The organism is Stenotrophomonas sp. Sm2128 (assembly GCF_030985535.1).
In the GTDB taxonomy this organism is placed as follows: domain Bacteria; phylum Pseudomonadota; class Gammaproteobacteria; order Xanthomonadales; family Xanthomonadaceae; genus Stenotrophomonas; species Stenotrophomonas maltophilia.
Map to the genome: position 1 here is coordinate 22,679 of NZ_JAPTFQ010000019.1, position 20,832 is coordinate 43,510.

At 68.0% G+C, this 20,832-nt stretch carries 18 protein-coding genes and 4 tRNA genes; 2 read left to right on the top strand and 20 right to left on the bottom strand.

Features of this window, described 5'->3' with window-relative positions:
- Window positions 1-63: 63 nt before the first annotated feature.
- Both O0K41_RS07810 and O0K41_RS07815 read right to left on the bottom strand, forming a co-directional pair.
- Window positions 64-139, bottom strand: a tRNA-Gly gene (locus O0K41_RS07810).
- A gap of 142 nt (window positions 140-281) precedes the next feature.
- A tRNA-Gly gene (locus O0K41_RS07815) sits at window positions 282-357 on the bottom strand.
- 130 nt (window positions 358-487) lie between these two features.
- On the opposite strand from O0K41_RS07815, the gene O0K41_RS07820 reads away from it, so the two are divergent.
- Complete coding sequence (locus O0K41_RS07820; protein WP_088436351.1) at window positions 488-889, top strand: hypothetical protein; 402 nt, start codon at window positions 488-490, stop codon at window positions 887-889.
- Window positions 882-1,331, top strand: coding sequence for a hypothetical protein (locus O0K41_RS07825; RefSeq protein ID WP_005408902.1), 450 nt, complete (start codon window positions 882-884; stop codon window positions 1,329-1,331). Before O0K41_RS07820 ends, O0K41_RS07825 begins: the two co-directional genes overlap by 8 nt.
- Before the next feature lie 2 nt (window positions 1,332-1,333).
- Here O0K41_RS07825 and O0K41_RS07830 read toward each other — a convergent pair whose 3' ends face one another.
- The 18 genes from O0K41_RS07830 to O0K41_RS07915 all read right to left on the bottom strand — a co-directional run bounded on the left by O0K41_RS07830 (window position 1,334) and on the right by O0K41_RS07915 (window position 20,831).
- Window positions 1,334-2,254, bottom strand: coding sequence for an HlyD family efflux transporter periplasmic adaptor subunit (locus O0K41_RS07830; protein WP_088436350.1), 921 nt, complete (start codon window positions 2,252-2,254; stop codon window positions 1,334-1,336).
- Window positions 2,251-2,979, bottom strand: a complete 729-nt coding sequence (locus O0K41_RS07835; RefSeq protein WP_049402552.1) for an ABC transporter ATP-binding protein — start codon at window positions 2,977-2,979, stop codon at window positions 2,251-2,253. The genes O0K41_RS07830 and O0K41_RS07835 overlap by 4 nt, the downstream gene beginning before the upstream one ends.
- A 10-nt stretch (window positions 2,980-2,989) precedes the next feature.
- The gene (locus O0K41_RS07840; protein WP_005412828.1) at window positions 2,990-4,129 is read right to left on the bottom strand and encodes an ABC transporter permease; all 1,140 of its coding nucleotides are present in this window, start codon (window positions 4,127-4,129) and stop codon (window positions 2,990-2,992) included.
- On the bottom strand, window positions 4,126-5,589 hold the full coding sequence (locus O0K41_RS07845; protein WP_164222325.1) for a TolC family protein: 1,464 nt from the start codon (window positions 5,587-5,589) through the stop codon (window positions 4,126-4,128). The genes O0K41_RS07840 and O0K41_RS07845 overlap by 4 nt, the downstream gene beginning before the upstream one ends.
- Before the next feature lie 369 nt (window positions 5,590-5,958).
- Window positions 5,959-6,034 (bottom strand) — tRNA-Gly (locus O0K41_RS07850).
- Window positions 6,035-6,149: 115 nt separating this feature from the next.
- Entirely contained in the window at window positions 6,150-7,256 is a 1,107-nt protein-coding gene (locus tag O0K41_RS07855; RefSeq protein WP_108270459.1) for an NAD(P)/FAD-dependent oxidoreductase, read from the bottom strand.
- 138 nt (window positions 7,257-7,394) lie between these two features.
- Window positions 7,395-7,470, bottom strand: a tRNA-Gly gene (locus O0K41_RS07860).
- Window positions 7,471-7,944: 474 nt separating this feature from the next.
- Window positions 7,945-8,571: a CDP-diacylglycerol--glycerol-3-phosphate 3-phosphatidyltransferase gene (pgsA, locus tag O0K41_RS07865; protein ID WP_012510614.1), complete on the bottom strand. Its 627-nt coding sequence runs from the start codon at window positions 8,569-8,571 to the stop codon at window positions 7,945-7,947.
- An 18-nt stretch (window positions 8,572-8,589) separates the two neighbouring features.
- On the bottom strand, window positions 8,590-10,434 hold the full coding sequence (gene uvrC / locus O0K41_RS07870; protein WP_164222323.1) for an excinuclease ABC subunit UvrC: 1,845 nt from the start codon (window positions 10,432-10,434) through the stop codon (window positions 8,590-8,592).
- Entirely contained in the window at window positions 10,431-11,843 is a 1,413-nt protein-coding gene (locus O0K41_RS07875) for a hypothetical protein (RefSeq protein WP_005412824.1), read from the bottom strand. Before O0K41_RS07875 ends, uvrC begins: the two co-directional genes overlap by 4 nt.
- On the bottom strand, window positions 11,840-12,328 hold the full coding sequence (locus O0K41_RS07880; RefSeq protein ID WP_164222321.1) for a low molecular weight protein-tyrosine-phosphatase: 489 nt from the start codon (window positions 12,326-12,328) through the stop codon (window positions 11,840-11,842). The genes O0K41_RS07875 and O0K41_RS07880 overlap by 4 nt, the downstream gene beginning before the upstream one ends.
- Window positions 12,325-13,098: a 3-deoxy-manno-octulosonate cytidylyltransferase gene (kdsB, locus tag O0K41_RS07885; protein WP_164222319.1), complete on the bottom strand. Its 774-nt coding sequence runs from the start codon at window positions 13,096-13,098 to the stop codon at window positions 12,325-12,327. The genes O0K41_RS07880 and kdsB overlap by 4 nt, the downstream gene beginning before the upstream one ends.
- A gap of 74 nt (window positions 13,099-13,172) precedes the next feature.
- Window positions 13,173-14,192: a tetraacyldisaccharide 4'-kinase gene (gene lpxK, locus O0K41_RS07890; RefSeq protein WP_164222317.1), complete on the bottom strand. Its 1,020-nt coding sequence runs from the start codon at window positions 14,190-14,192 to the stop codon at window positions 13,173-13,175.
- The gene (gene msbA, locus O0K41_RS07895; RefSeq protein ID WP_033833869.1) at window positions 14,192-15,940 is read right to left on the bottom strand and encodes a lipid A export permease/ATP-binding protein MsbA; all 1,749 of its coding nucleotides are present in this window, start codon (window positions 15,938-15,940) and stop codon (window positions 14,192-14,194) included. Before msbA ends, lpxK begins: the two co-directional genes overlap by 1 nt.
- A complete protein-coding gene (locus O0K41_RS07900; RefSeq protein WP_004152323.1) occupies window positions 15,937-16,359 on the bottom strand; it encodes a biopolymer transporter ExbD in 423 nt (140 codons plus the stop codon). The genes msbA and O0K41_RS07900 overlap by 4 nt, the downstream gene beginning before the upstream one ends.
- Before the next feature lie 3 nt (window positions 16,360-16,362).
- Window positions 16,363-17,025 carry a MotA/TolQ/ExbB proton channel family protein gene (locus O0K41_RS07905; RefSeq protein ID WP_005412819.1) on the bottom strand — a complete coding sequence of 221 codons (663 nt, stop codon included), beginning with the start codon at window positions 17,023-17,025 and terminating at the stop codon, window positions 16,363-16,365.
- Between the two features lie 3 nt (window positions 17,026-17,028).
- The gene (locus tag O0K41_RS07910; RefSeq protein WP_164222316.1) at window positions 17,029-19,428 is read right to left on the bottom strand and encodes a DNA internalization-related competence protein ComEC/Rec2; all 2,400 of its coding nucleotides are present in this window, start codon (window positions 19,426-19,428) and stop codon (window positions 17,029-17,031) included.
- 59 nt (window positions 19,429-19,487) lie between these two features.
- The gene (locus O0K41_RS07915) at window positions 19,488-20,831 is read right to left on the bottom strand and encodes a HAMP domain-containing sensor histidine kinase (RefSeq protein ID WP_005408871.1); all 1,344 of its coding nucleotides are present in this window, start codon (window positions 20,829-20,831) and stop codon (window positions 19,488-19,490) included.
- Window position 20,832 lies beyond the last annotated feature (1 nt).

Here is a 20,832-nt window from a genome sequence, read left to right on the forward strand (position 1 = left end):
TACTGCGCGCCAGGAACTGGCGCCCTGACAAGACAAAACCCCAAGATGGGGCCTGTCGGAACATGGAGCGGGAAACGAGACTCGAACTCGCGACCTCAACCTTGGCAAGGTTGCGCTCTACCAACTGAGCTATTCCCGCGTAAGCCGACATGCTACCGGAAATCCGGAAAACACACCAGCGATTTCACCTTTCTGACTGCGCGCAAAGCCTTGTTGCCCAACGTGCCCCGCCTTGCCATGGCGGGAGAAAAACAAGGCCCCTGCCGGGGCCCTGTAGAATCTGGAGCGGGAAACGAGACTCGAACTCGCGACCTCAACCTTGGCAAGGTTGCGCTCTACCAACTGAGCTATTCCCGCAGATTCCGTTCGACCTGCGTCGAAGGAGCGCTATTGTGTCCAAATTCCTTCACGCCGTCAACAGTCTTCACATCATGCGGTCACGGGCGTCCGCAGTGGGGTACGCTGCCCCGCCCGGCCCCGTTCGCCCATGCTCCTTCGCGGCACGCCTCTGTTGATCGCCCTGCTGCTGCATTTGCTGGTGGCCCTGCTGTACTGGGCGCTGATGCCGATAGGAATGAACTGGTATCGCGACCATTTCGGCTTTGCTTCACATCGTGACATCGGCCTGGGCATCGCCCAGTTCTATCTGTTCTGGATGTTCATTGGCGCCCAGCCGCTGATCGCGGTGCTGCGGCCACTGTTTGCCAAGCTGCTGGTGCTGGCGATTCCCCTGGCGTTCGCGAGCTGGACACTGATGCACAACCATCCGCTGCGCCTGCTGTACTTCACCCTCGGGCCCGGCCTGCTGGCACTGGCCGCGATCGCCATTTCCGCGTGGTATGCATCACGCAAGCGCCTGCCTGCCGCCACGGACACCGCCGATGCCTAGACGCTACGTCCGCCTGTTCTGGTTGCTGGTTGCGTTGACCTGGCTGGCGCTGATCGCCGCACTGGTCAATGCCGGCTTCACCCCGGACTACTGGCTGCTGCATCACCTGGAGGGCGCCGAACTGCCCTACCCGACCAGCACTGTCATCGTGTTCGCGTTGCTGGGCACCGTCGAACTGGTGGTGGCCGCCTTGATCGTGCGGCCGTGGCGACTGAAACGACTGTGGCTGCGCCTGCTGATCGCCTTCGCCCTGCTGCTGGCATGGTCGGTGCCGTGGATGCTGTCAGCCATGCACCAGCCGCCGGTACACGGCATGCATCTGCTGTGGTTGTTGCTGCTGGACGTGGGACTGCTGCTGGCGCTATGCATGGTGTCGGCGGTTAGCGCATGGCGGGTGCTCAGGCGTCGAGGGCGCGCGGATGCGCCCCCGCCGCAGCACTAGGCTTACTTCCGGAACTCCACCCGCACATGCTGGCCGAAGCGCGCCTTGGCCTCGCCATCGAACTCCAGTACACACTCCACCACCTTGGCCACGCCACGCCCTGCATCTTCAGGCAGGCGCGCCTGCGCGAACACCGGGCTGATGCGTACGACGCGTGCAGGCGGCAGCGTGCTGGTGTTTTCGGCACCGTCGCTGTCCGGCACCACGGTGGCCTGCATGCCAACCTGCACGGCATCGGCGTAGGCCGCGCTGAGTTCGGCACGTACCTGCAGCGGGCGCGCGGGCAGCAGGGAGATTGCCGGCTTGCCGGCCTGCACGAACGCGCCAACGCCCGGCACCTGGCCGACCACGGTGCCGGCTTCCGGCGCGCTCAGCGACATCTGCTGCAGTTTCAGCCTGGCGTGTTCCAACTTGTGCTGGGCCATGTCGACCTGCGCACTGGCCACGTCGACATCGGCGCGCACACCCGCCAGCTGCTGCTTGGCCGCATCGGCCTGCTGATTGGACGACACGCCTTCGCTGGCCCCCGTGGACAGGCGAGTAGCGTTGCGCTCCAGTTCGCGCAGCTGCGCCTGACTGCCCTTCAGGCGGTCATTGGCCAGGGCGAGATCGGCGCTGGCCATCGCCACCTCCTGCTGCAGCAAGGCACCATCCAGCGACAGCAGCAGCTGCCCCTTCTTCACCGTGGCGCCTTCCTTCACCGGTGCGGCGGTGATCGAGCCATCCACCGGCGGTGCCAGCGCGATCAGGCCACCCTCGACGTCGATGATGCCGCGCGCCACCGCGACCTTGCCGACGGCGGTTGCACCGGCCTTGCCCGAAGGCGACTGTGCAGGCGCAGGCGCGTCCCTGGAACAGGCGCCGAGCAGCAGTGCCGCGGACAGGGCCAGGCTGAGGGGAAGCAGGTGCGACGTCTTGGTCATGGGGCGGACTCTACAGTTTCGTTCTGGCGGCGGTCGTCACGGACCATGCCGTCTTCCATGGCGATCACCCGATCGGCATGCCGGATCAGGCGCGGATCGTGGCTCACGCACAGCACGGTGGCGCCATGCGCACGTGCGTAGCGATGCAGGATGTCGATCACGCGCTGGCCGTTCTCGGCGTCCAGCGCGCTGGTGGGTTCGTCGGCGAAGATCAGCGTCGGCGACTTGGCGAAGGCGCGGGCAACGGCCACACGCTGCTTCTCGCCGCCGGACAGCTGCGCCGGGCGCATGTGGCTGCGGTGGCTGAGGCCCACTTCTTCCAGTGCCTTGCGCGCCAGCGGTTCGCTTTCGCGATTGCGCATGCCGCGGTAGCCCAGCGGCAGCTGCACCTGTTCCAGCGCAGTCAGTGCCGGGAACAGGTTGAAGCCTTGGAACACGAAACCGACATGGTGCAGGCGGAAGCGCTCCACCTCGCTGCGGGTCATGTGCCCCACATCCTGGCCAAGTGCGTGTACCCGACCACCATCGGGCGCGGACAGGCCGGACAGCAGCGACAACAGCGTGCTCTTGCCGCAGCCGGATGGGCCGGATACCAGGGTCAGCTCGCCGGGATAGATGTCCAGCGACAGGCCACGCAGCACCGGCACCTGCACATCGCCGGACATGAAGCCCTTTTCCAGTGCGTCGGCCTGCAACGTGGGGGCGACGGCATGTTTGGAGGTCATCGGCCGGTCCTCAACGCAGCAGCAACGATGGATCGGAACGGACCACGCTGCGCACTGCCATGATGCTCGACAGCATGGCCATCACCGCAACCAGCGCCACGCAACCGAGGATCACCATCGGCGTCAGCTGCACCGGCACGCGCTGGGTCTGCGCGATCAACAGCACCACCGTGCTGAAGGCCGCCGCCAGCAACATGCCCACGCCACCGATCAGCAACGCCTGCTCGAACACCACCCGTGCCAGCGCATAGCGGCCTGCACCGAGTGCATTGAGCGTGGCGTACTCGCGAACCGAGCCAGCCACCACCGACGCGAACGACTGGTTGGTGATCACCGCGCCGACGAAGCAGACGATGACGGCCATGAACAACACCGCGATGCCGGCACCGGTGTCGAACAGCCAGTACTGCTGCGAGCGGCTGGCGAACTCCGGCGCGGTCCAGAACTCGACCGGCGTAGCTTGGCCCATTGACGCGGCCAGGCGATCGCGCACGCGGTCGGCCAGGTCCGGCGAGCGCAGGCCCGCCACGAAGTAGGTACTGCCCTCATGTGGGTCGGTACCGGCGATGGCGCGCGCGGTATCCAGCGAAGCCAGTACGTTGACACCACCAAGGCCACGCAGGCCTGGCTGCGCGGCGACCACGCGCACCGCCTTGCCATTGATCCAGGCACGGTTGTTCTGCAGGTCCACGCCGAGCGTATCCAGATCGGCACTGTCGACGATCACCGCACCCGGCTCGCGCAACTGCGCGCGCAGGTCGGCGGGCAGGATGCGCGCGAACATCATCGCGTCGTCCTGGGTGGAGATGCCGGACAGGTACACCGACACGTTGCCGGTGCCCTGCGCGCCTGAGCGCCATTCGCCATCGACCCATTCGTAGGGCTCGACGCGGGTGACATCCGGATCCATGCGCAGGTGGCTTTCCACATCGGCGCTGATCGCATGGCCGTAGTTGACGCTCTGGGTACCGGGGAAACCGGCCCAGATATCGGCCGAAGATGCCTTCACATAGATCGCGGCGGTACCGAAGATGCCCAGCACCAGCGCCGCCTGCACGATCAACAGCACGCCGGCGAAGCACATCGCCAGCACCACCGGCAGGAACCGGCGCCACTCATAGGCCAGGGTCTTGCGGGCCAGCGCGATCATTGCGGTTCGCCCTCAGCCTCGACCGGCAGCGGTGCGCCACCAAGGGCGCGGTACAGCGACGCAAACGCCAGCACGCGCGCGCCCTGCGCACCGATCAGATCCGCCTGCGAAGCGAGCGCGGCACGTTGCGTGTCCAGCCCATCGAACTCGCTGGACAGGCCCAGCTGCACCTGCCGCACCTGGCGCTTGACCTGCTGGTTGGCGGCATCATTGGCCGCACGGAGCGATTGGATGCTGCTGTCCTGGCGCGCCAGGCTGCCCAGCGCGCCTTCCACTTCGCTCACGCCTTCCAGCACGGCCTTGCGATACCCGAGCAGCGCGGCGTCCAGTTGCTTCTCATCGGCATGGAAACGCGCACGGCGTTGGCCCCAGTCCCACAGCGGAATATCGACGTATGGACCGATCGACGGACTGGAGTCGGAATTGGAGCGCGCGTTCTGGGTGAGGTTGTAGGCATACAGAATGGAGCCGCCGAGGCTGATCCGCGGGTACATCGCGGCGCGCGCCGAGCCCTTGCTGGCGGCGGCCTGCATCACCTCCGATTCGGCCAGCAGGATCTGCGGACGATGGCGCAACAGGTCCGCTGGGACCTGCTGCAACGAGAACGTGCCCAGCGTCGGCGGCGTTCGGTACGCACGCCAGGCCGGATCCGGGCCATCGCGGCCCAGCAGCAATGCCAGGGCGCGGGCCGCGTTGTCGGCGTTTTCCCGGGCCTGTGCCGTGGCGGCGCGGGTCGCCGCCTGGCGCGCACGCAGGCGTTCCAGCTCGCCCGGCTCATCCAGGCGCAGACGCTGGCGGACCAGGGCCAACTGTTCGCCGCGGTCATCCACGGCCTGCTGGCGCATCAGCAGATCCTGCTGGGCCTGCGCCACGGTCAGGTCCAGATAGCTGCGCACCACGTCGGCAATCACCGCGACCTGCGCGGCATTGCGCAGCGCCTCGGCATTGCCGGCCGAGGCCTGCGCGCTCAGCTGCGCACTCTCGGCGGCGCCGAACAGGCCCAGGTCCCAGATCGCTTCAATGCCGGCATGGAAGTAGGTATCGACCGCAGCGGCGTCCTGCACCTGCTTGGCGCTGGCGGAGATTTCCGGCAGGAAACGCGAGTCGGACGTGCCAGAGACGATCCGAACGGCCTGCAGGCGCAAGGTGGCCTGCTGCAGGTCGAGATTGCCGGCGACCGCCTGATCGACCAGGCCATCCAGCGCCGGGTCGGCCAGCACCTTCCACCACTGCCTGGCGTCCACCGCCACGCCCTGGCCCTGCGGTACCTGGGTCCAGGCGCTGGGTGTGCGATCAGGCAGGCCCGGGACGGGCACCGACATGCAGCCGGCCAGGGCAAGGGTTGCCAACAACGCACCGGGGCGCAGCACTGCCTGCAGGGAGAGTCCGCGCCCTGTCCTGGGCACTGCCACTGAAGTGATACGCCTGACCACCAGCCCGCCAACGTGTAGAAGGAGCATGAAGGCTACCGTGCGATTGTGGAGCGAACATGGAGAAATGGTCCGAAAAAGGTCACAGCACGCATGCGGTTCAGGCAACGATGGCGTTGGCCTTTCGCCAGCCTTTCACTGCATGCGACGCACGGAACGCTGGTGCGACATCCGGGTCATTGCGTCTTGTTGCCACCTTCCCCGAGCCCCGCGCCTGCGGTCATCCCCACGACCGATACGCCCCGCCATTCCGATTGCGACACTAACGCTGGAATCGTCCCGCCAGGCCGTCGATATCACGCCCGCCATGACGATGCCATGGCGCGACTGTAGCGCCCCGTGCCGCCAACGTCATGACAAACGAAAAACGCCCCCTTTCGGGAGCGTTCTTCTTGAATCTGGAGCGGGAAACGAGACTCGAACTCGCGACCTCAACCTTGGCAAGGTTGCGCTCTACCAACTGAGCTATTCCCGCAGATTTCGTTCGACCTGCGTCGAAGGAGCGCTATTGTGTCGATATTGCTGCACGGCGTCAACAGGAATTTTCGCCTGCATTGCGGGGAGGCGTTCAGGCCCCCAGGACCGATACCTCAGGTTCGCAGGCCACGGCGGTGGAAGTAGACCTGCTCGGCGATGCGCCGCGTGGCCGCCGTGTGCAGCAGTGCATTGAGCGGCCAGTCCGCCTGCAGATGGTCCATCGCCCAGCGCAGCAGGCGCTTGCCATGGAATGCCGGCGCCACCCGCCGCGCCACCCGTTCCGCTTCCGGCCCTTGCCCACGCAGATGGCGGGCAATCGCCTCGCCGACCGCCCAGCCGTGCCGCCACGAGGAGTGGATGCCCCCGGCGGACAGCGGCGAGACGATGCCTGCCGCGTCGCCGGTCAGGATCACGCGTTGGCCGGTGAACGGCCCATCCGGCCGGCCGCACGGGACCAAGCCGGCGCGGGTGGCCGAGGGACGCGCCGAAGGCGGAATGCCGACCACATCGCGCACGTGGTCGAGGAAGCCATCGATATCCGGCGGCCGTGCCTGTTGCGGGTCATGACGCAGCGCCAATCCCACCTGCAGCCCGGTCGGATTCTGCGCGACCCAGCCGATGTAGCCCGGTGCGTAGTGCTTGCTGACGAAGCAATGCAGCGCGTCGCCCTGCGACACCTGCAGGCCGGCGAACTCACGCTCGACGCCGTAGAGGGTGTCGCGCACCTGGCCAAGCCCGGTGCGTTGTGCCACGCGTGAGCGTGCGCCGTCGGCGCCGACCAGATAGGCGCAGCGCCCTGCCCCTTCCACCTGCCAGCCGTCACCACAGCGACGAGCGTCGGTGAAGGACTGCTGCAGGCGCAGGTCGACACCGTTCGCGCGCAGTTCGCTGGCCAGCCAACGCATCACGTTCGGCGTATCGGTTGTGAGGAAGTAATAGCCCGGCGCGGCCAGCAACACGCTGCGCAGGTTCGGCGCATACAGGCGCACGTTGGCAACGCGCTGCACGAGGTGCTCGGGCATGCGCCCCAGCCAGGTCTGCTCCATCGCTTCCTTCACCACGATGCCGGTGGTGTGCAGGCGCTCACCGGGGTCGGCCTTGCGTTCCAGTACGCAGACGCGCAGGCCATATTGGGCAGCGGCCAGTGCACAGGCGGCACCGGCGAAGCTGGCGCCGACGATGACCACCTCGTGGTCGTAGGCGGAAGGAGTTTGGGACATTGCGACATCGCCGTGGAGAGTCGGAGATGCAGCTTCGAACTGCCGCGTGGTGAGGCGAAGGAGTGGCGGTGAAGTGAGGATGAAGCGTGGAACACGCAAACGAAAAACGCCCCCTTGCGGGAGCGTTTTTCTTGAATCTGGAGCGGGAAACGAGACTCGAACTCGCGACCTCAACCTTGGCAAGGTTGCGCTCTACCAACTGAGCTATTCCCGCTTGGGAGGCGAAATTCTACCTATTCTGGAAAGGGCGTCAAGCGGTTTTTTCAGGGGGCTTCGCGAAGCGACCGACATGTTGTATCCATGTCGGTGTACATCCAGCCGAGGCTCGAACATCAACACCAAACCAACTGAGATCTGGGTCTTCCACGGCGCAGGCGCGCGCTTCGCCGGGGGCGTCTTCGGCAATCGTGAGGCAGGCTTGTCATGGGCAGCCAAACACGCGCTGACGGGTGTGCTCACCTGCTATCCGTTGAATGAAGGGGCGTACGACTGGGCGCTCCGATCAGGCGCCTTTGCACCCAAGCGCCCAGAGCATCGCGAAGCGCATTTCATTGGCGGATTTACATCCGCATCAATGGACCATGTGCACGTCGAAGACGGCATACCCCAGTAGATCCAGGCCATGCGTGAATGGCGGCGGCCGTGGGGTCAGCGCCCTTTCCTGCGGAAAGGGATCCGACCCCGGCGCTCAGTTGCCCAGCTTCTTCTGCCGCGCACGCTCACGCGCGGCGCGCTCGTCATCGCGCAGGCTCGGCCAGGCGGCGTGCAGGTACTGCAGGCCCGACCACAGGGTCAGCACCGCGGCAATGGCCAGGGTCCAGTCGCCGATATGGAACACCGGCCAGCCCATCCAGATGTCTTCCACCGGCACGTTCGGGGCCACCGAGTACAGCAGGCACAGCAGCGCGACCATCTGCGCGGTGGTCTTGACCTTGCCGATCATCGCCACGCGCACCTTCGCACGCTGGCCCAGCTCGGCCATCCATTCGCGCAGCGCCGATACCGCGATCTCACGGCCGACGATGACCGCCGCCCAGAACGCCATCCACGGCGTCGGATGGCCCTGCACGATCAGGAACAGTGCCACTGCCACCATCAGCTTGTCCGCGACCGGGTCGAGGAAGGCGCCGAAGGCCGACTCCAGCTGGTAACGGCGTGCGATCCAGCCATCGAGCCAGTCGGTGATCGCGGCCAGGCCGAAGATCGCCGCCGAAGCGAAGTTGGTCCAGGTGTAGGGCAGGTAGAACACCAGCACCAGCACCGGGATCATCACGATCCGCAACAACGTCAGCCAGGTGGGCAGGGTCAACTTCATGCTTGCGTGCTTCTCTCTCTACTCGGCCGCATCAGGCGTGGCCAACCCGTGCAGGTTAGCGTAGATACGTGCCGCGAGGGCGTCATTGATGCCTTCCACCTTGGCGATTTCCGCTTCGCCAGCGGCTTTCAGGCCCACCAGGCCGCCGAAATGCTTGAGCAGGCTGGCGCGGCGGCGCGGCCCGATACCGGGGATGTCCTCCAGCTTGCTGGTCATCCGCGCCTTCTGCCGGCGGCCGCGATGGCCGGTGATGGCGAAACGGTGCGCCTCGTCGCGCACCTGCTGGATGAACTGCAGCGCCGGGTTGGCCGCGCCCGGGCGCAGCTCGCGGCCGTCGGGCATCACCAGCGCCTCGTGGCCGGCGCGGCGCTCCACGCCCTTGGCCACGCCCACCAGCAGTACGCCCTCCACGCCCAGGTCGGCCAGTGCGGCCTGCGCCTGTGCCAGCTGGCCGGCGCCGCCGTCGATCAGCAGCACATCCGGCAGCACGCCCTGCTCTTCCACCGCGCGGCGGAAACGGCGGTCGATGGCCTGGCGCATGGCGGCATAGTCGTCGCCCGGCTCGATGCCGCTGATGTTGAAACGGCGGTACTGCGCGCGCACCGGACCGGCGGCGTCGAACACCACGCATGAGGCCACGGTGGCCTCGCCCAGGGTGTGGCTGATGTCGAAACACTCGACACGCTTGACCGGCTCGGCCAGGCCCAGCATGTCGCGCAGTGCATCACTGCGCGCGTGCTGCGCGTTGCGGCTGTTGAGTTCAGTGGCCAGGGTCAGCTGCGCGTTGCGGCTGGCCAGTTCCACGTAGCCGGCACGCTCGCCGCGCACGTTCCACTTCAGCTGCACCTTGCGCTCGGCCGAGGCCGACAGCGCGGCAACCAGCAGGTCGGCGTCGGGAATCTCGCGGTCCAGCAGGATCTCGCGCGGCGGCTCGAATTCGATGTAGTACTGCGAGACGAACGCGGCCAGCACTTCCTCCGGGCTCTCCTCGCCATTGGTGCGAGGGAAGAATGGGCGGGTGCCGAGATTGCGGCCATCACGGAAGGCCAGCAGCAGCACGCAGGCCTGCGAGCCCTGCATGGCCACCGACAGCACATCCAGATCGGCAGCACGGCCATCCACGTACTGGCGGGTCTGCATGCTGCGCAGCGAGGAAATCAGGTCACGCAGGCGCGCGGCCTGCTCGAATTCCAGTGCCTCGCTGGCGGCCTGCATCTGCTCGCCCAGCTCGCGGGTCAGTTCGTCGCTCTTGCCTTCCAGGAACAGCGCGGCGCGACGCACCGATTCGGCGTACTCGGCAGGCGCCACCAGCTCCACGCAGGGCGCGCTGCAACGCCCGATCTGGTACTGCAGGCACGGTCGCGAACGGTTGCGGAACACGCTGTCCTCGCAGCTGCGCAGCTTGAACAGCTTGTGCATCAGGTTCAGCGTTTCGCGCACCGCAGTGACGCCGGGATACGGCCCGAAATAGCGGCCGGGAATGGCGCGCGGGCCGCGATGCAGCGCGATGCGCGGCCAGTCCTCGCGGGTCAGCAGCACATGCGGATAGGTCTTGTCGTCGCGCAGCGAGACGTTGTAACGCGGCGACAGCGACTTGATCAGCTGGTTCTCCAGCAGCAGCGCCTCGGCTTCCGAGCGCGTCACCGTCACGTCCATGCGCACGATCTGCGAGATCATCGACATGATCCGCGCATTCTTCGGGCTGCCGTTGAAATAGCTGCCGACTCGGTTACGCAGCGCACGTGCCTTGCCGACATACAGCAGGGTGTCGTCGGCCGCGTACATGCGGTACACACCGGGGGCGGTACTGAGCTGGGCCGCGAAGGCCTTGCCGTCGAAGGCCGGGGCGGGAACGTCGGTCATTCGCTGATCGGCACTTCGCTGAGCACGCCGCTTTCGGGGTCGAATCGCAGCACGGCGTGGGCATCGGTCTCGGCGATCCACACCGCACCGGCACCCACGGCCAACCCGGCCGGGCCGTGCAGGCGGCGCGGCAGCGGCTGGGTGGTCAGTTCGCCACCGCCCAGCCGCAGCGTGCGCAGGCGACCATTGCCAGTATCGGCAATCCACAGCAGCGGCGCATCCGGACTCAGCGCGATCGCCTGTGGGAACTGCAGGCTGGCCTGCGCGCGCGGGCCATCTTCGTCACCGAAACGCCAGGGGCCCTGCCCGACCAGCGTCTGCACCAGATCCCCGCGCAGCTGCAGTGCACGGATCGAGGAGCCCAGCGCATCGGCCACGTACAGCACCTGCTGCACCACGGCCAGCGCAGTCGGTTGGGCAAAGGCAGCCAGGTGGCCGCTGCCGTCACGCTCGTCGATGGCACCGCTGCCGGCGCGCCACTGCAGGCTGCGCTGACCCAGGTGGTAGCTCCAGATGCGGTTGTCGCCGGCCATGGCGATGTGCAGCTGGTTATCGGCGATGGCGAGGCCGACCGGGTGGTCCAGCGAGACCTGCCGCGCCTGTGCTACCGGGCCCTCCACCGGCGCACCGGGGCGGCCATTGCCGCACAGCGTGTCGACGATGCCGGTCAGCAGGTTGATGCGGCGCACGGCATGGTTGCCGGTGTCGGCCACGTACAGCGCGTCGCGCTCAAGCACCAGCGCCTGCGGGCGATGGAACGCCGCTTCGGCGAGGTTGCCGTCCATGAAATCGGCCGTCCCCAGCCCGAACTGGCGCAGGATGCGGCCGCCGTGGCTGCATTCGAGGATGCGGTGATGGCCACTGTCGGCGATGTACAGGCGTTCGGTGCTGACCGCCAGGCCCAGCGGAAAACGCAGGGCCTGCCGCGGCTCCGGATGCAGCTCGGTACCGCCGCGCGGCGGTGCCGACGGCGCGCCGTGGCACAGCGCATTCAACGCACGCTCAAGCTCTCCCGGAGCACCCAGCCCGACCAGCCGTTGCTGCTCGCGACCCTGCGCGTCCAGCAGCACCACGGTCGGCCACGATGTGATGCCGAAGCGACGCCAGCCATCCCAGTCGGCATCGAGCAGGACCGGCATTGACAGCCCCTGGCGGCGCAGCAGTTTGAGTGCGGCGCCGGCGTCACGCTCGAAATCGAAGCGGGGTACCTGCAGGACCAGCGGCTGCAGCATGCCAGGGTGACGCGACAGCCATTGACTGAATTCGGCCAAGCGCTGCGCGCTCCAGGCAGAAGCGGCGTTGACGAACAACAGGGCCACCGGCCGACCGCGCAGTTCGGTCAGGGTACAGGGGGCGGCATTGAGCCAGGTGGCGAACTCGGGCAGGTCCGGGACGGGCTGGACGTTCATGGCCCGATTATGCCGGAGTCGGCGTCATGCAACAGTCGTGCCACTGCACGTTTTGCAGCATTGTCGACCAGCGTCCAGACCTGTTCGAAGTGCTCGCTGCCGCCGGTGTAGGGATCCGGGATGGCCGCCTGCCCCTCCCCGCCCGACCAGGGCAGGTACAGCGCCAGCCGCTCACGCTGGGCGGGTGCCACCAAGCTTCCCGCGTCCCGCAGGTTCGCCTCGTCGGCGCACAGGATCCAGTCGAAGCGGTCGAAATCAGCGGCATGCAGCTGGCGCGCACGCAGGCCGCCGATGTCCACGCCGTGCCCGGCCGCGCAGGCGATCGCACGCCGGTCCGGCGGCTCGCCCACATGCCAGTCACCGGTGCCGGCCGAATCCACCTGCACGCGCCCCGCCAGTGGCGAAGCGTCCAGGCGTGCGCGGAGCGCGCCTTCGGCCATCGGCGAACGGCAGATGTTGCCGAGGCAGACGACCAGCAGCTTCATCGGGCAGCCAGCGTGTGCAGCAGTGCTTCGGCGCGCTCCAGGTCCTCGGGCGTGTCGATGCCCGCCGGGAACGGTTCAGGCGAGATCGCCACGCTGATCGGGTAGCCGGCCTCGAGCACGCGCAGCTGCTCAAGCGATTCGACCTGCTCCAGCTGGCCCGGGGGCATCGCCGCGAACTGCTGCAGGAAACCGGCGCGGTAGCCATAGATGCCGATGTGGCGCAGCCAGGCATGCCCTTCCGGCAGCGTGTCGCGGCTGCGCGCGAAACCATCTCGGTGCCAGGCAATCGGCGCGCGGCTGAAGTACATCGCCTCGTCGCGCACGTTGCGCACCAGCTTGACCACGTTCGGATCGAACAGGGTTTCTGCATCCTCCACGGCGGTCGCCAGGGTCGACATCGGCGCATTGCCTTCAACCAGCGCCTGGGCCACCGCACGGATTCCCGCAGCCGGCGCGAACGGTTCATCACCCTGCAGGTTGACCACCACGGTGTCGTCGGCCCAGCCGGCGATGCGCGCGCACTCGGCCAGGCGGTCGGTACCGGAGGCATGCGAGGTGGCGGTCATGGCCACCTTCACCTCGGCCAGCCCGGACAGCGCGTCGGCAATGCGTTGATCGTCGGTAGCGACCCAGACCTCGCCAGCGCCGGCCTGCAGCGCGCGGCGCGCCACGTGCAGCACCAGCGGCTCACCGCCCAGCAGGCGCAGCGGCTTGCCCGGCAGCCGCGAGGCGGCATAGCGGGCCGGAATGGCGACGACGAATTCGGTCATGGGGCAATACTCGGCAGGCTCGTTACAACGGGGATGCGGCCGGCGGCGCATGAATGCAAGCGTCGCCGCGCCGCTCAGTTCGGTCGCAGCTTGTCCAGGCGGTCGGTCAGCGCCACCCAGAACGCGGCAGGCAGCTCGGCACGCAACGGCACCGCGTAATGCCAATCGTTGCCGAACGCGCGGCATTTCACCGCATCCTTCTCGGTCATCAGCACCGGCAGCTGGCTGCCGAACGACAGGTCCTGCGGCTGGTAGGCCTGGTGGTCGGCGAAGGCATGCGGCACCACGCCGATGCCACGCGCGCGCAGCATGTCGAAGAAGCGCTGTGGATGGGCGATGCCAGCCACCGCATGAACACGCTGGCCCTTGAAGTACGACAACGGGCGCGCGCGGCCACCGGCCAGCGGCTGCGCACTGTCGATGTGCAGGGCCATCGGCCACTGGCCGAAACCGCAGGCCTGTGCCGCGCTTTCCTCATTGGCCTGGCCCAGGTTGACCACGCGGAAATCGCATTCGCCGGCACGGCTGACCGGCTCGCGCAGCGGTCCGGCGGGAATCATCCGGCCGTTGCCGTAGCGCCGCTGAGCATCGACCACTTCGATCTCGATGTCGCGCGCCAGCCGGTAGTGCTGCAGGCCGTCATCGCAGACGATCACGTCGCAGCCGGCCTGGATCAGTGCCCTGCCTGCGGCCACGCGGTCGGCGTCCACGCGCACCGGCACGCCGGTCTTCCAGGCGATCAGCACCGGTTCGTCACCGCCCTTGGCGGTCGGCGTGTCGGCCTGCACCCACAGCGGCTTGTCAGCGTCTTCACGGCCATAGCCACGGCTGGCGACGCCCGGCTTCCAGCCGGCCGCGCGCAGGCGCTCGACCAGGGCGATGGTCAACGGCGTCTTGCCGGTGCCGCCGGCGGTGATGTTGCCAACCACGATGACCGGCACCGGCAGCGCGTAGCGCTTGCGCCATCCGCGCCGGTAGGCACGGCGGCGCAGCGCGGTGACGCCGGCATACAGCGGCGCCAGCAGGCGCATCGCCCACGGAACCGGGCTGCCGTCGTACCAGTACGGCGGGGTCTGGGTACCCTTGCCAGCCATCAGTCCTGCCTTTCGCGGAACTGCATGCTGTGCAGATGCTGGTACAGGCCACCCATGGCAAGCAGCTCCTTGTGGGTACCCCGTTCAACGATGCGGCCGTGGTCCATCACCAGCACCTGATCGGCATGCTCGATGGTCGACAGGCGGTGCGCGATGACCAGTGTGGTGCGTTCGGGCATCAGGCGCTGCAGCGCATCCTGCACCAGTCGCTCGGATTCGTTGTCCAGCGCGGCAGTGGCTTCGTCGAGGATCAGGATCGGCGCGTCACGCAGGATCGCGCGGGCGATCGCCAGGCGCTGGCGCTGGCCGCCGGACAGCAGCGCGCCGTTCTCGCCGACCGGGGTCTGCAGCTGCTGCGGCATGCGCGCGATGAACTCCCACGCATTGGCCGCTTCGGCCGCCGCACGGATCTGTTCCTCGCTCGCTTCCATGCCATAGGCGATGTTGGCCGCGATGGTGTCATCGAACAGCATGACCTTCTGCCCGACCATCGCCACCTGCCGACGCAGGTCGGCCAACGGATAGTCATCCAGCGCGACGCCATCGAGGGTGATCACACCACCGCTGGGCTCATAGAAGCGCGGCACCAGCCGGATCAGGCTGGTCTTGCCACTGCCGGAACGACCCACGATGGCGGTGACCGTACCCGGCTTCGCCACGAAACTGATGTCGTCCAAGGCAATGCCGCTGTCCTCGCGGTAGCGCAGCATGACGTGGTCGAAGGCCAGCTCGCCGCGCACGCGCTGCACGTTGTTGCGGCCCTCGTCACGCTCGACCTGCATGTCGAGGATGCCGAACAGGCGTTCGGCGGCGGACACACCGCGGGAGATCGAGGACTGCACGCTGGTCAGGCGGCGCAGCGACGGGATGATCGCTGTCATGGAGATCATCAGGCCCATGAACTGGCCGGCATTGAGGCGGCCTGCCAGTGCTTCACGGGTCGATACCCAGACGATCACCGCCAGCGCCAGCGCGGCCAGGAACTGGACCACGCTGGATGCACCGGCACGGGTGATTTCCACCTTCATGTTCAGCGCCAGCATGCGGTTGGCCAGGCGCGAATAGCGCGACATTTCGTGTTGCTGGGTGCCGTGCACCTTCACTTCCTGCTGGGCCGCCAGCGACTGTTCGGCGGTCTGCGCCATCGTGCCCATGCCGTCCTGGATGCCGCGGCTGATACGGCGGTAGCGCTTGCCAACATAGGACACGATCACGCCGATCATCGGCACCACCACCAGCATCGCCACGGTCACCTTGACACTCATCTGCAGCATCACCGCCAGCATGGCGATGATGGTCAGGGTGTCGGCAACCACGGTCTTGAGCGCATCGGCACTGGCCTGGGTGACCTGCTCGGTATCGAAGTTGAGGCGGCTGACCATCACCGGCGTCGATTCGGTATCAAAATGCGAGGACGGCAGATGCAGGTACTTGGCCAGCACCTGCTCACGCAGGTCGCGCACCACGCTGCGGCCGGTCTTGGCCAGCGCGTAGTCGCTCACCCAGGTGGCAGCGCTGCGCATCAGGAACAGGCCGAGGATGGTCAGCGGCAGGATCACCGCCATTTTCGGTTCGGGATTAACGAAGCCACGGTTGACGAGCGGCTCCATCAGCTTGGTGAAGTGGTAGCCGGCCACCGACTCCACCGCCATGGCAATGACGGCGGCGACCATCATGCCCCAGTAGGCACGGGTGTATCCCAGCAGACGTTTGTAGATCGGCCACACCGGCGCGTGTTTGGAACTCATGGACGCACCTCGGGTGCTGTTGCAATGGCAATACGGCGGAAGCCGAGCTGACCCAGCGCGTCCTGCGCGGTCACCACGGCCTGGTAGGGAGTGCGTGCGTCGGCACGCAGCAGCACGGTCTGCTCGCGATCGCTGCCGGCCACGGCGGCGATGGTCTGCTTGACCGACTCTACGTCGCTGCGCAGCACTTCCTGGTCGTTGATGAAGTAACGGCCTTCGGCGTTGATCAGCACGCTGAGCGAGCGCGGCGGCTCGTTGGTCTGCTGCTGGCTGGCGGTCGGCAACTGCACCTGCAGCGTCGAACGCGCGTCGAAGGTGGTGGTGACCACGAAGAAGATGATCAGCACCAGGATGACGTCGATCAGCGGCACCAGGTCGATATGCGGCTCATCCTGGGATCGGTCGTTGCCGATACGCATCGATCAGGCCTTCGCCGTGGCGGCGCCGGACTGGCGCGCGGCCGGGGCCGGGTTCATCACCCCGGGGCGGCCGTCGAGCGTATCCAGCAGGGCGCTGGCTTCCTGCTCCATCTCCACCACGTAGCCGTGGATGCGGCCCTTGAAGTAGCGATGGAACATCAGCGCCGGAATCGCCACGATCATGCCGGTGGCGGTGCACACCAGCGCCTTGCCGATGCCGCCGGCCAGCTGGTTCACGTCGCCCACGCCGTGGTCGAGGATGCCCAGGAACATCTGGATCATGCCGATCACCGTGCCGAGCAGGCCCAGCAGCGGGCCCGCCGAGGCAATGGTGCCCAGTGCGTTCAGGAATCGCTCCATGCGGTGCACCAGGTGGCGGCCGGTGTCTTCGATGCGCTCGCGGATCTGGTCGCGCGGGCGGTTGCGGGCTTCCAGTGCGGCAGCCAGCAGCGCGCCCAGCGGCGAATTCGCCCGCAGGGTCTGCAGGTGGGCCGGGTCGAGCTTGCCGCGAGCGGCCCAGTTGCGCACTTCCTGGCCGAGGCCGGGCGGCAGCACTTCAGTCCGCCGAAGGGACCAGAAACGCTCCAGGATGATCGCCAAAGCCAGTACGCCCAACAGCAGCAGCGGCACCATCGGCCAGCCACCGGCCTTGACCAGTTCCCACACGTTTCAACCCTCCGGCCCAACGGCCGCTTGTTCGATCGGCGATAGGATAGCAGCCGACCGCGCCCGCCCAGCGGCATCCCACCACCGGGATGCATGGATGCGCTGTTCACGCAGCTGCAGGCCTTGTGCGCCAAGCCATACGCGGATCGCCCCGGAGTCGGCCGTGGCCAGCACCTCCGCGCCTTGCGCCTGCCAGCGCTGGACCACCTCCTGGCGCGGGTGGCCGAAGCGGTTCCGGTGCCCGGCCGAGACCACCGCCAGCCGCGGCGACACCGCCGCAACCCACGGCGCACTGGAGCTGCCGCCGCTGCCATGGTGCGGCACCAGTACCACGTCCGCCCTCAGCGCGTGCGGGTACGCCTGCAGCAGCGCCCCCTCGGCCGGTCGACCAATGTCACCCGGCAGCAGGACCACGCCGTGACGGCTGGCGATGCGCAGCACGCAACTGTCCTCGTTTTCGGCTTGCCGGCTGCCCGGCGCCGGGTGCAGGACCTGGAAATCAACCCCGTCCCACTCCCAGCGCATCCCCTGCTGGCAGGGCGTGGCGCCGCCGATGGCGCTGCCCGGTGGCGCCAGCAGCTGCAGCCCGGGCAACTGCCGTCGCAGGCTGGGCAGGCTGCCGGTGTGATCCAGGTGGTCATGGCTGAGCATCACCTGCCGGGGCGGCCCCTGGCCGAGCGCGCGCAGGGCCGGGACCAGGATGCGTTCGTGGCCCTCGCCGCCAGTCGGCGGCCCCACGTCGTACCAGAGCGCGTGCCGCGCCGTGCGCACCAGCACCGCCGTGCCCTGGCCGACATCGTGCACCAGCAGCTCCAGTTCCCCCGCAGCCGGTGCATGCCGGGCCGGCCACAGCAGCGGCAGGCACAGCAGCAGGCCCGCCAGGCCACCGCCGGCGCCGCGCGGCAGCAGCCACCAGAACACGCCCAGCAAGGCCACGGGTAGCGCCCAGCGCGGCGCCTCGGCCAGCCACCACATCGCCTGCGGATGCAGTGCCAACGGCTGCAGGGCCTCCCAGCTGAGCTCGAACAGCCAGGCCGCGGCACGCCAGGCCCAACGCCCCGCGCCGTCATGCAGCACGTGCAGGCCGGTACCGAGCAGCGACAGCGGAACAACCAGCATTGTCCACCACGGGATGACCGGCAGGTTGACCAGCGGCCCCAGCCGCGCGGTCCCGCCGAACAAGGCGATGCACAGCGGCAGCAGCCCAAGGCTGGCAACACCCTGCGCGGCAAGGAACCCGCGCAGCCCGCCACCGATTCCCTCCGGCCCCGTCCTCGGCAGGCACCAGAGCAGCCACAGCACGCCACCGAAGCTCAGCCAGAATCCAGCCGAGAGCACCGACAGCGGCGCAGGCAACAGCATCACCATCGCAGCCAACGCCAGCCCCTGCCCTGCGCCCACCGGGCGACGCCCGGCCCTGGCCAGTGCAACCAGCCCGATCATCAGCCCCGCGCGCACCGTCGGCAGCGCACCACCCGCCGCCACGGCATAGGTGGCTGCGGCCAGCGCCGCTCCCCATGCGGCGGCCTGCGGCCGTGGCCAGTACCGTCCCAGCAGCGGGCACAGCCACCACCACAAGCGGCACAGCAGTACACCGAAGCCAGCCACCACGCCCACGTGGAAACCGGAGATGGCGACCAGATGGGTCAGGCCCAGCGCGCGCAGGTGTTCCCAGTCGGCATCGGACAGGCCACGGGTATCGCCCAGTGCCAGCGCCTGCACGAACCGCGCGGCAGGATGTGCCACCTGCACGGCGATCGCCGCACTGCTGCGTTCCCGCCAGGCCTGCAGGCCCTGCGCCGGCAGCCACTCCCGCGCACGGGCCGGATCACGCACCGAGGCATTGCCGGAGATGCCCCGCAGCACGGCGTGGCGCTCGCCATCGAAGCCGCCGGGATTGATCCGCGAGCGTGGCGCGCGCACGCGCAACGACAACTGCCAATGCGATCCTGCGCGAACCGCATGGCGCCCGCCCTCCGCCTCGTGCGCTGGCGATCCGCGCCACGGGTCGCTCCAGGTCACCTGCAGGCGCTTGCCACGCAGCGATGGCAGCGCGCCGGCATCTTCGACATGCAGTACGAAACGCGTGTAGCCGGGCCCCTGCTGGGGAAGGTCGGCAACCCGGCCCCGCACCTGCACATCCTGCGGTGGCGCGCCGGGTGGCAGCTGGCCATGCAAAACCCAGTGCCCGTGCACCGTTGCCCAGGCCAGGCCGAGCAGGGCCGCGGCCCAGGCACGGCCGCGCCAGGGCAACAGCCAGCCGCCGGCGCCGGCGATCGCCATCGGCACACTCAGCCACAGCGGCAGCAACATCGGCATCTGCACGCAGGCCAGCGCCCCCAGCACCAGGCCTGCAGCGCAGCCAAAGCCAAACAGGGCCGGGGCGGATCGATCGGGAACCATTTCCCCAGCCTGCCGCTGGAGGCCGCAGGCTGCCTATCGGGCCTTTCCCCGTGCGCCTGTCAGCGCCGTACGGTACCGCGGTGGAAATTGACTCTGAAGCTGGCGCCGCCGCCAGCCGCTTCGCCAACGCTGACCGAGCCACCGTGGTGCTGCACGATTTCCTTCACCAGGTGCAGGCCCAGGCCACTGCCGCTGCCGGCTGCACGCAGGCGGTGGAAGGGCTCGAAGATCGCTTCGCGGTCGCCGACCGGAATGCCGGCGCCCTGGTCGCTGACCTCCAGCAGGCCGCGTGCATCGAGGCGCACGCAGATCGTGCCGCGCCCGCCGCCATGGACGATGGCGTTGTGCACCAGGTTGGCGATCACCCGCCCCAGCGCCAGGCTGTCGCCATGGATCCACACGGGCGACTCCGGCGCATCCACCTCGAAGCCATAACCGGCGCCGACCACCAGCGGCGCCAGATCGGCGGCCGCCTCGCGCACCAGCAACGCCAGGTCCAGCCGCTGCAGCGCGCCGACATTGCGATCGAGACGCTGCAGGTCGAGCAGGTGCTCAGCCACGTTGCCGAGGCGGGCGACGTCGGTCAGCAACTGCGATTTCAGTTCACCCTGCGGCAGCTGCGACAGGCGCGCCTGCACCACCGCGATCGGTACGCGCAGCTCATGCGCGGCATCGGCGAGGAACTTGTCGCGCGCTGCATAGCCCTGCTGCACCTTGTCGATCGCATCGTTGAACGCTTCCACCAGTGGTGCGACCTCGGTGGACACCAGCTGCGCATCCAGGCGCGCGCCCGGCTGGCCGATGTCCAGTTCCTTGGCCTGCTGCGCGGAGCGGCGCACGCCGCGCATCGCGCGATGGATCACCGTCGGCATCACCAGCAGCGTGACCACGATCAACGGCAGGAAGAACCACAGGCCGATCAGGCGCAGCACCATCAGCGCGCCATCCAGCAACCCACCCTTTGGAGCACCACCGACCATCACCGTGATGCGGCGTCCATCCTCGTTGCGGATCATCACCCGCGCCACGTCCAGATAGGGTGGCACCAGTGAACCCAGTTCGGTGGCACCCACTGTCGGCAAGCGTGCCAGCAATGGCGCGTGGACCGCAGGAATCGTGCCGCGCTCCAGCCACGTGCCCCTGTCATCAACCGCCGCGAACCAGAGGTTGCCGCCGGCCCCGGCATTGAGCTTGTCCCAGCGCGCCTGGTCCAGTTCCAGCCGGCCGCCTTCGCTGTGCACGGCTTTGGCCACCGCCTCGGCCGTGAACATGTCCATGCCCCAGGAGTCCTTGTCACCCCAGGTCAGGATCAGCGCGACCACCGCGAACAGCACGGTGAACGCCTGCGCAAGGAACAGGCGCCAGGCCAGGCCCAGGGTGATGGAACGGATCGGGCGTGCCATC

Excerpts from the sequence above, each read along its gene's own strand:
- O0K41_RS07820 (WP_088436351.1), top strand. The coding sequence starts at position 488 with ATGCTCCTTCGCGGCACGCCTCTGTTGATCGCCCTGCTGCTGCATTTG.
- O0K41_RS07825 (WP_005408902.1), top strand. The coding sequence starts at position 882 with ATGCCTAGACGCTACGTCCGCCTGTTCTGGTTGCTGGTTGCGTTGACC.
- O0K41_RS07830 (WP_088436350.1), bottom strand. The coding sequence starts at position 2,254 with ATGACCAAGACGTCGCACCTGCTTCCCCTCAGCCTGGCCCTGTCCGCG.
- O0K41_RS07835 (WP_049402552.1), bottom strand. The coding sequence starts at position 2,979 with ATGACCTCCAAACATGCCGTCGCCCCCACGTTGCAGGCCGACGCACTG.
- O0K41_RS07840 (WP_005412828.1), bottom strand. The coding sequence starts at position 4,129 with ATGATCGCGCTGGCCCGCAAGACCCTGGCCTATGAGTGGCGCCGGTTC.
- O0K41_RS07845 (WP_164222325.1), bottom strand. The coding sequence starts at position 5,589 with ATGCTCCTTCTACACGTTGGCGGGCTGGTGGTCAGGCGTATCACTTCA.
- O0K41_RS07855 (WP_108270459.1), bottom strand. The coding sequence starts at position 7,256 with ATGTCCCAAACTCCTTCCGCCTACGACCACGAGGTGGTCATCGTCGGC.
- pgsA (WP_012510614.1), bottom strand. The coding sequence starts at position 8,571 with ATGAAGTTGACCCTGCCCACCTGGCTGACGTTGTTGCGGATCGTGATG.
- uvrC (WP_164222323.1), bottom strand. The coding sequence starts at position 10,434 with ATGACCGACGTTCCCGCCCCGGCCTTCGACGGCAAGGCCTTCGCGGCC.
- O0K41_RS07875 (WP_005412824.1), bottom strand. The coding sequence starts at position 11,843 with ATGAACGTCCAGCCCGTCCCGGACCTGCCCGAGTTCGCCACCTGGCTC.
- O0K41_RS07880 (WP_164222321.1), bottom strand. The coding sequence starts at position 12,328 with ATGAAGCTGCTGGTCGTCTGCCTCGGCAACATCTGCCGTTCGCCGATG.
- kdsB (WP_164222319.1), bottom strand. The coding sequence starts at position 13,098 with ATGACCGAATTCGTCGTCGCCATTCCGGCCCGCTATGCCGCCTCGCGG.
- lpxK (WP_164222317.1), bottom strand. The coding sequence starts at position 14,192 with ATGGCTGGCAAGGGTACCCAGACCCCGCCGTACTGGTACGACGGCAGC.
- msbA (WP_033833869.1), bottom strand. The coding sequence starts at position 15,940 with ATGAGTTCCAAACACGCGCCGGTGTGGCCGATCTACAAACGTCTGCTG.
- O0K41_RS07900 (WP_004152323.1), bottom strand. The coding sequence starts at position 16,359 with ATGCGTATCGGCAACGACCGATCCCAGGATGAGCCGCATATCGACCTG.
- O0K41_RS07910 (WP_164222316.1), bottom strand. The coding sequence starts at position 19,428 with ATGGTTCCCGATCGATCCGCCCCGGCCCTGTTTGGCTTTGGCTGCGCT.
- O0K41_RS07915 (WP_005408871.1), bottom strand. The coding sequence starts at position 20,831 with ATGGCACGCCCGATCCGTTCCATCACCCTGGGCCTGGCCTGGCGCCTG.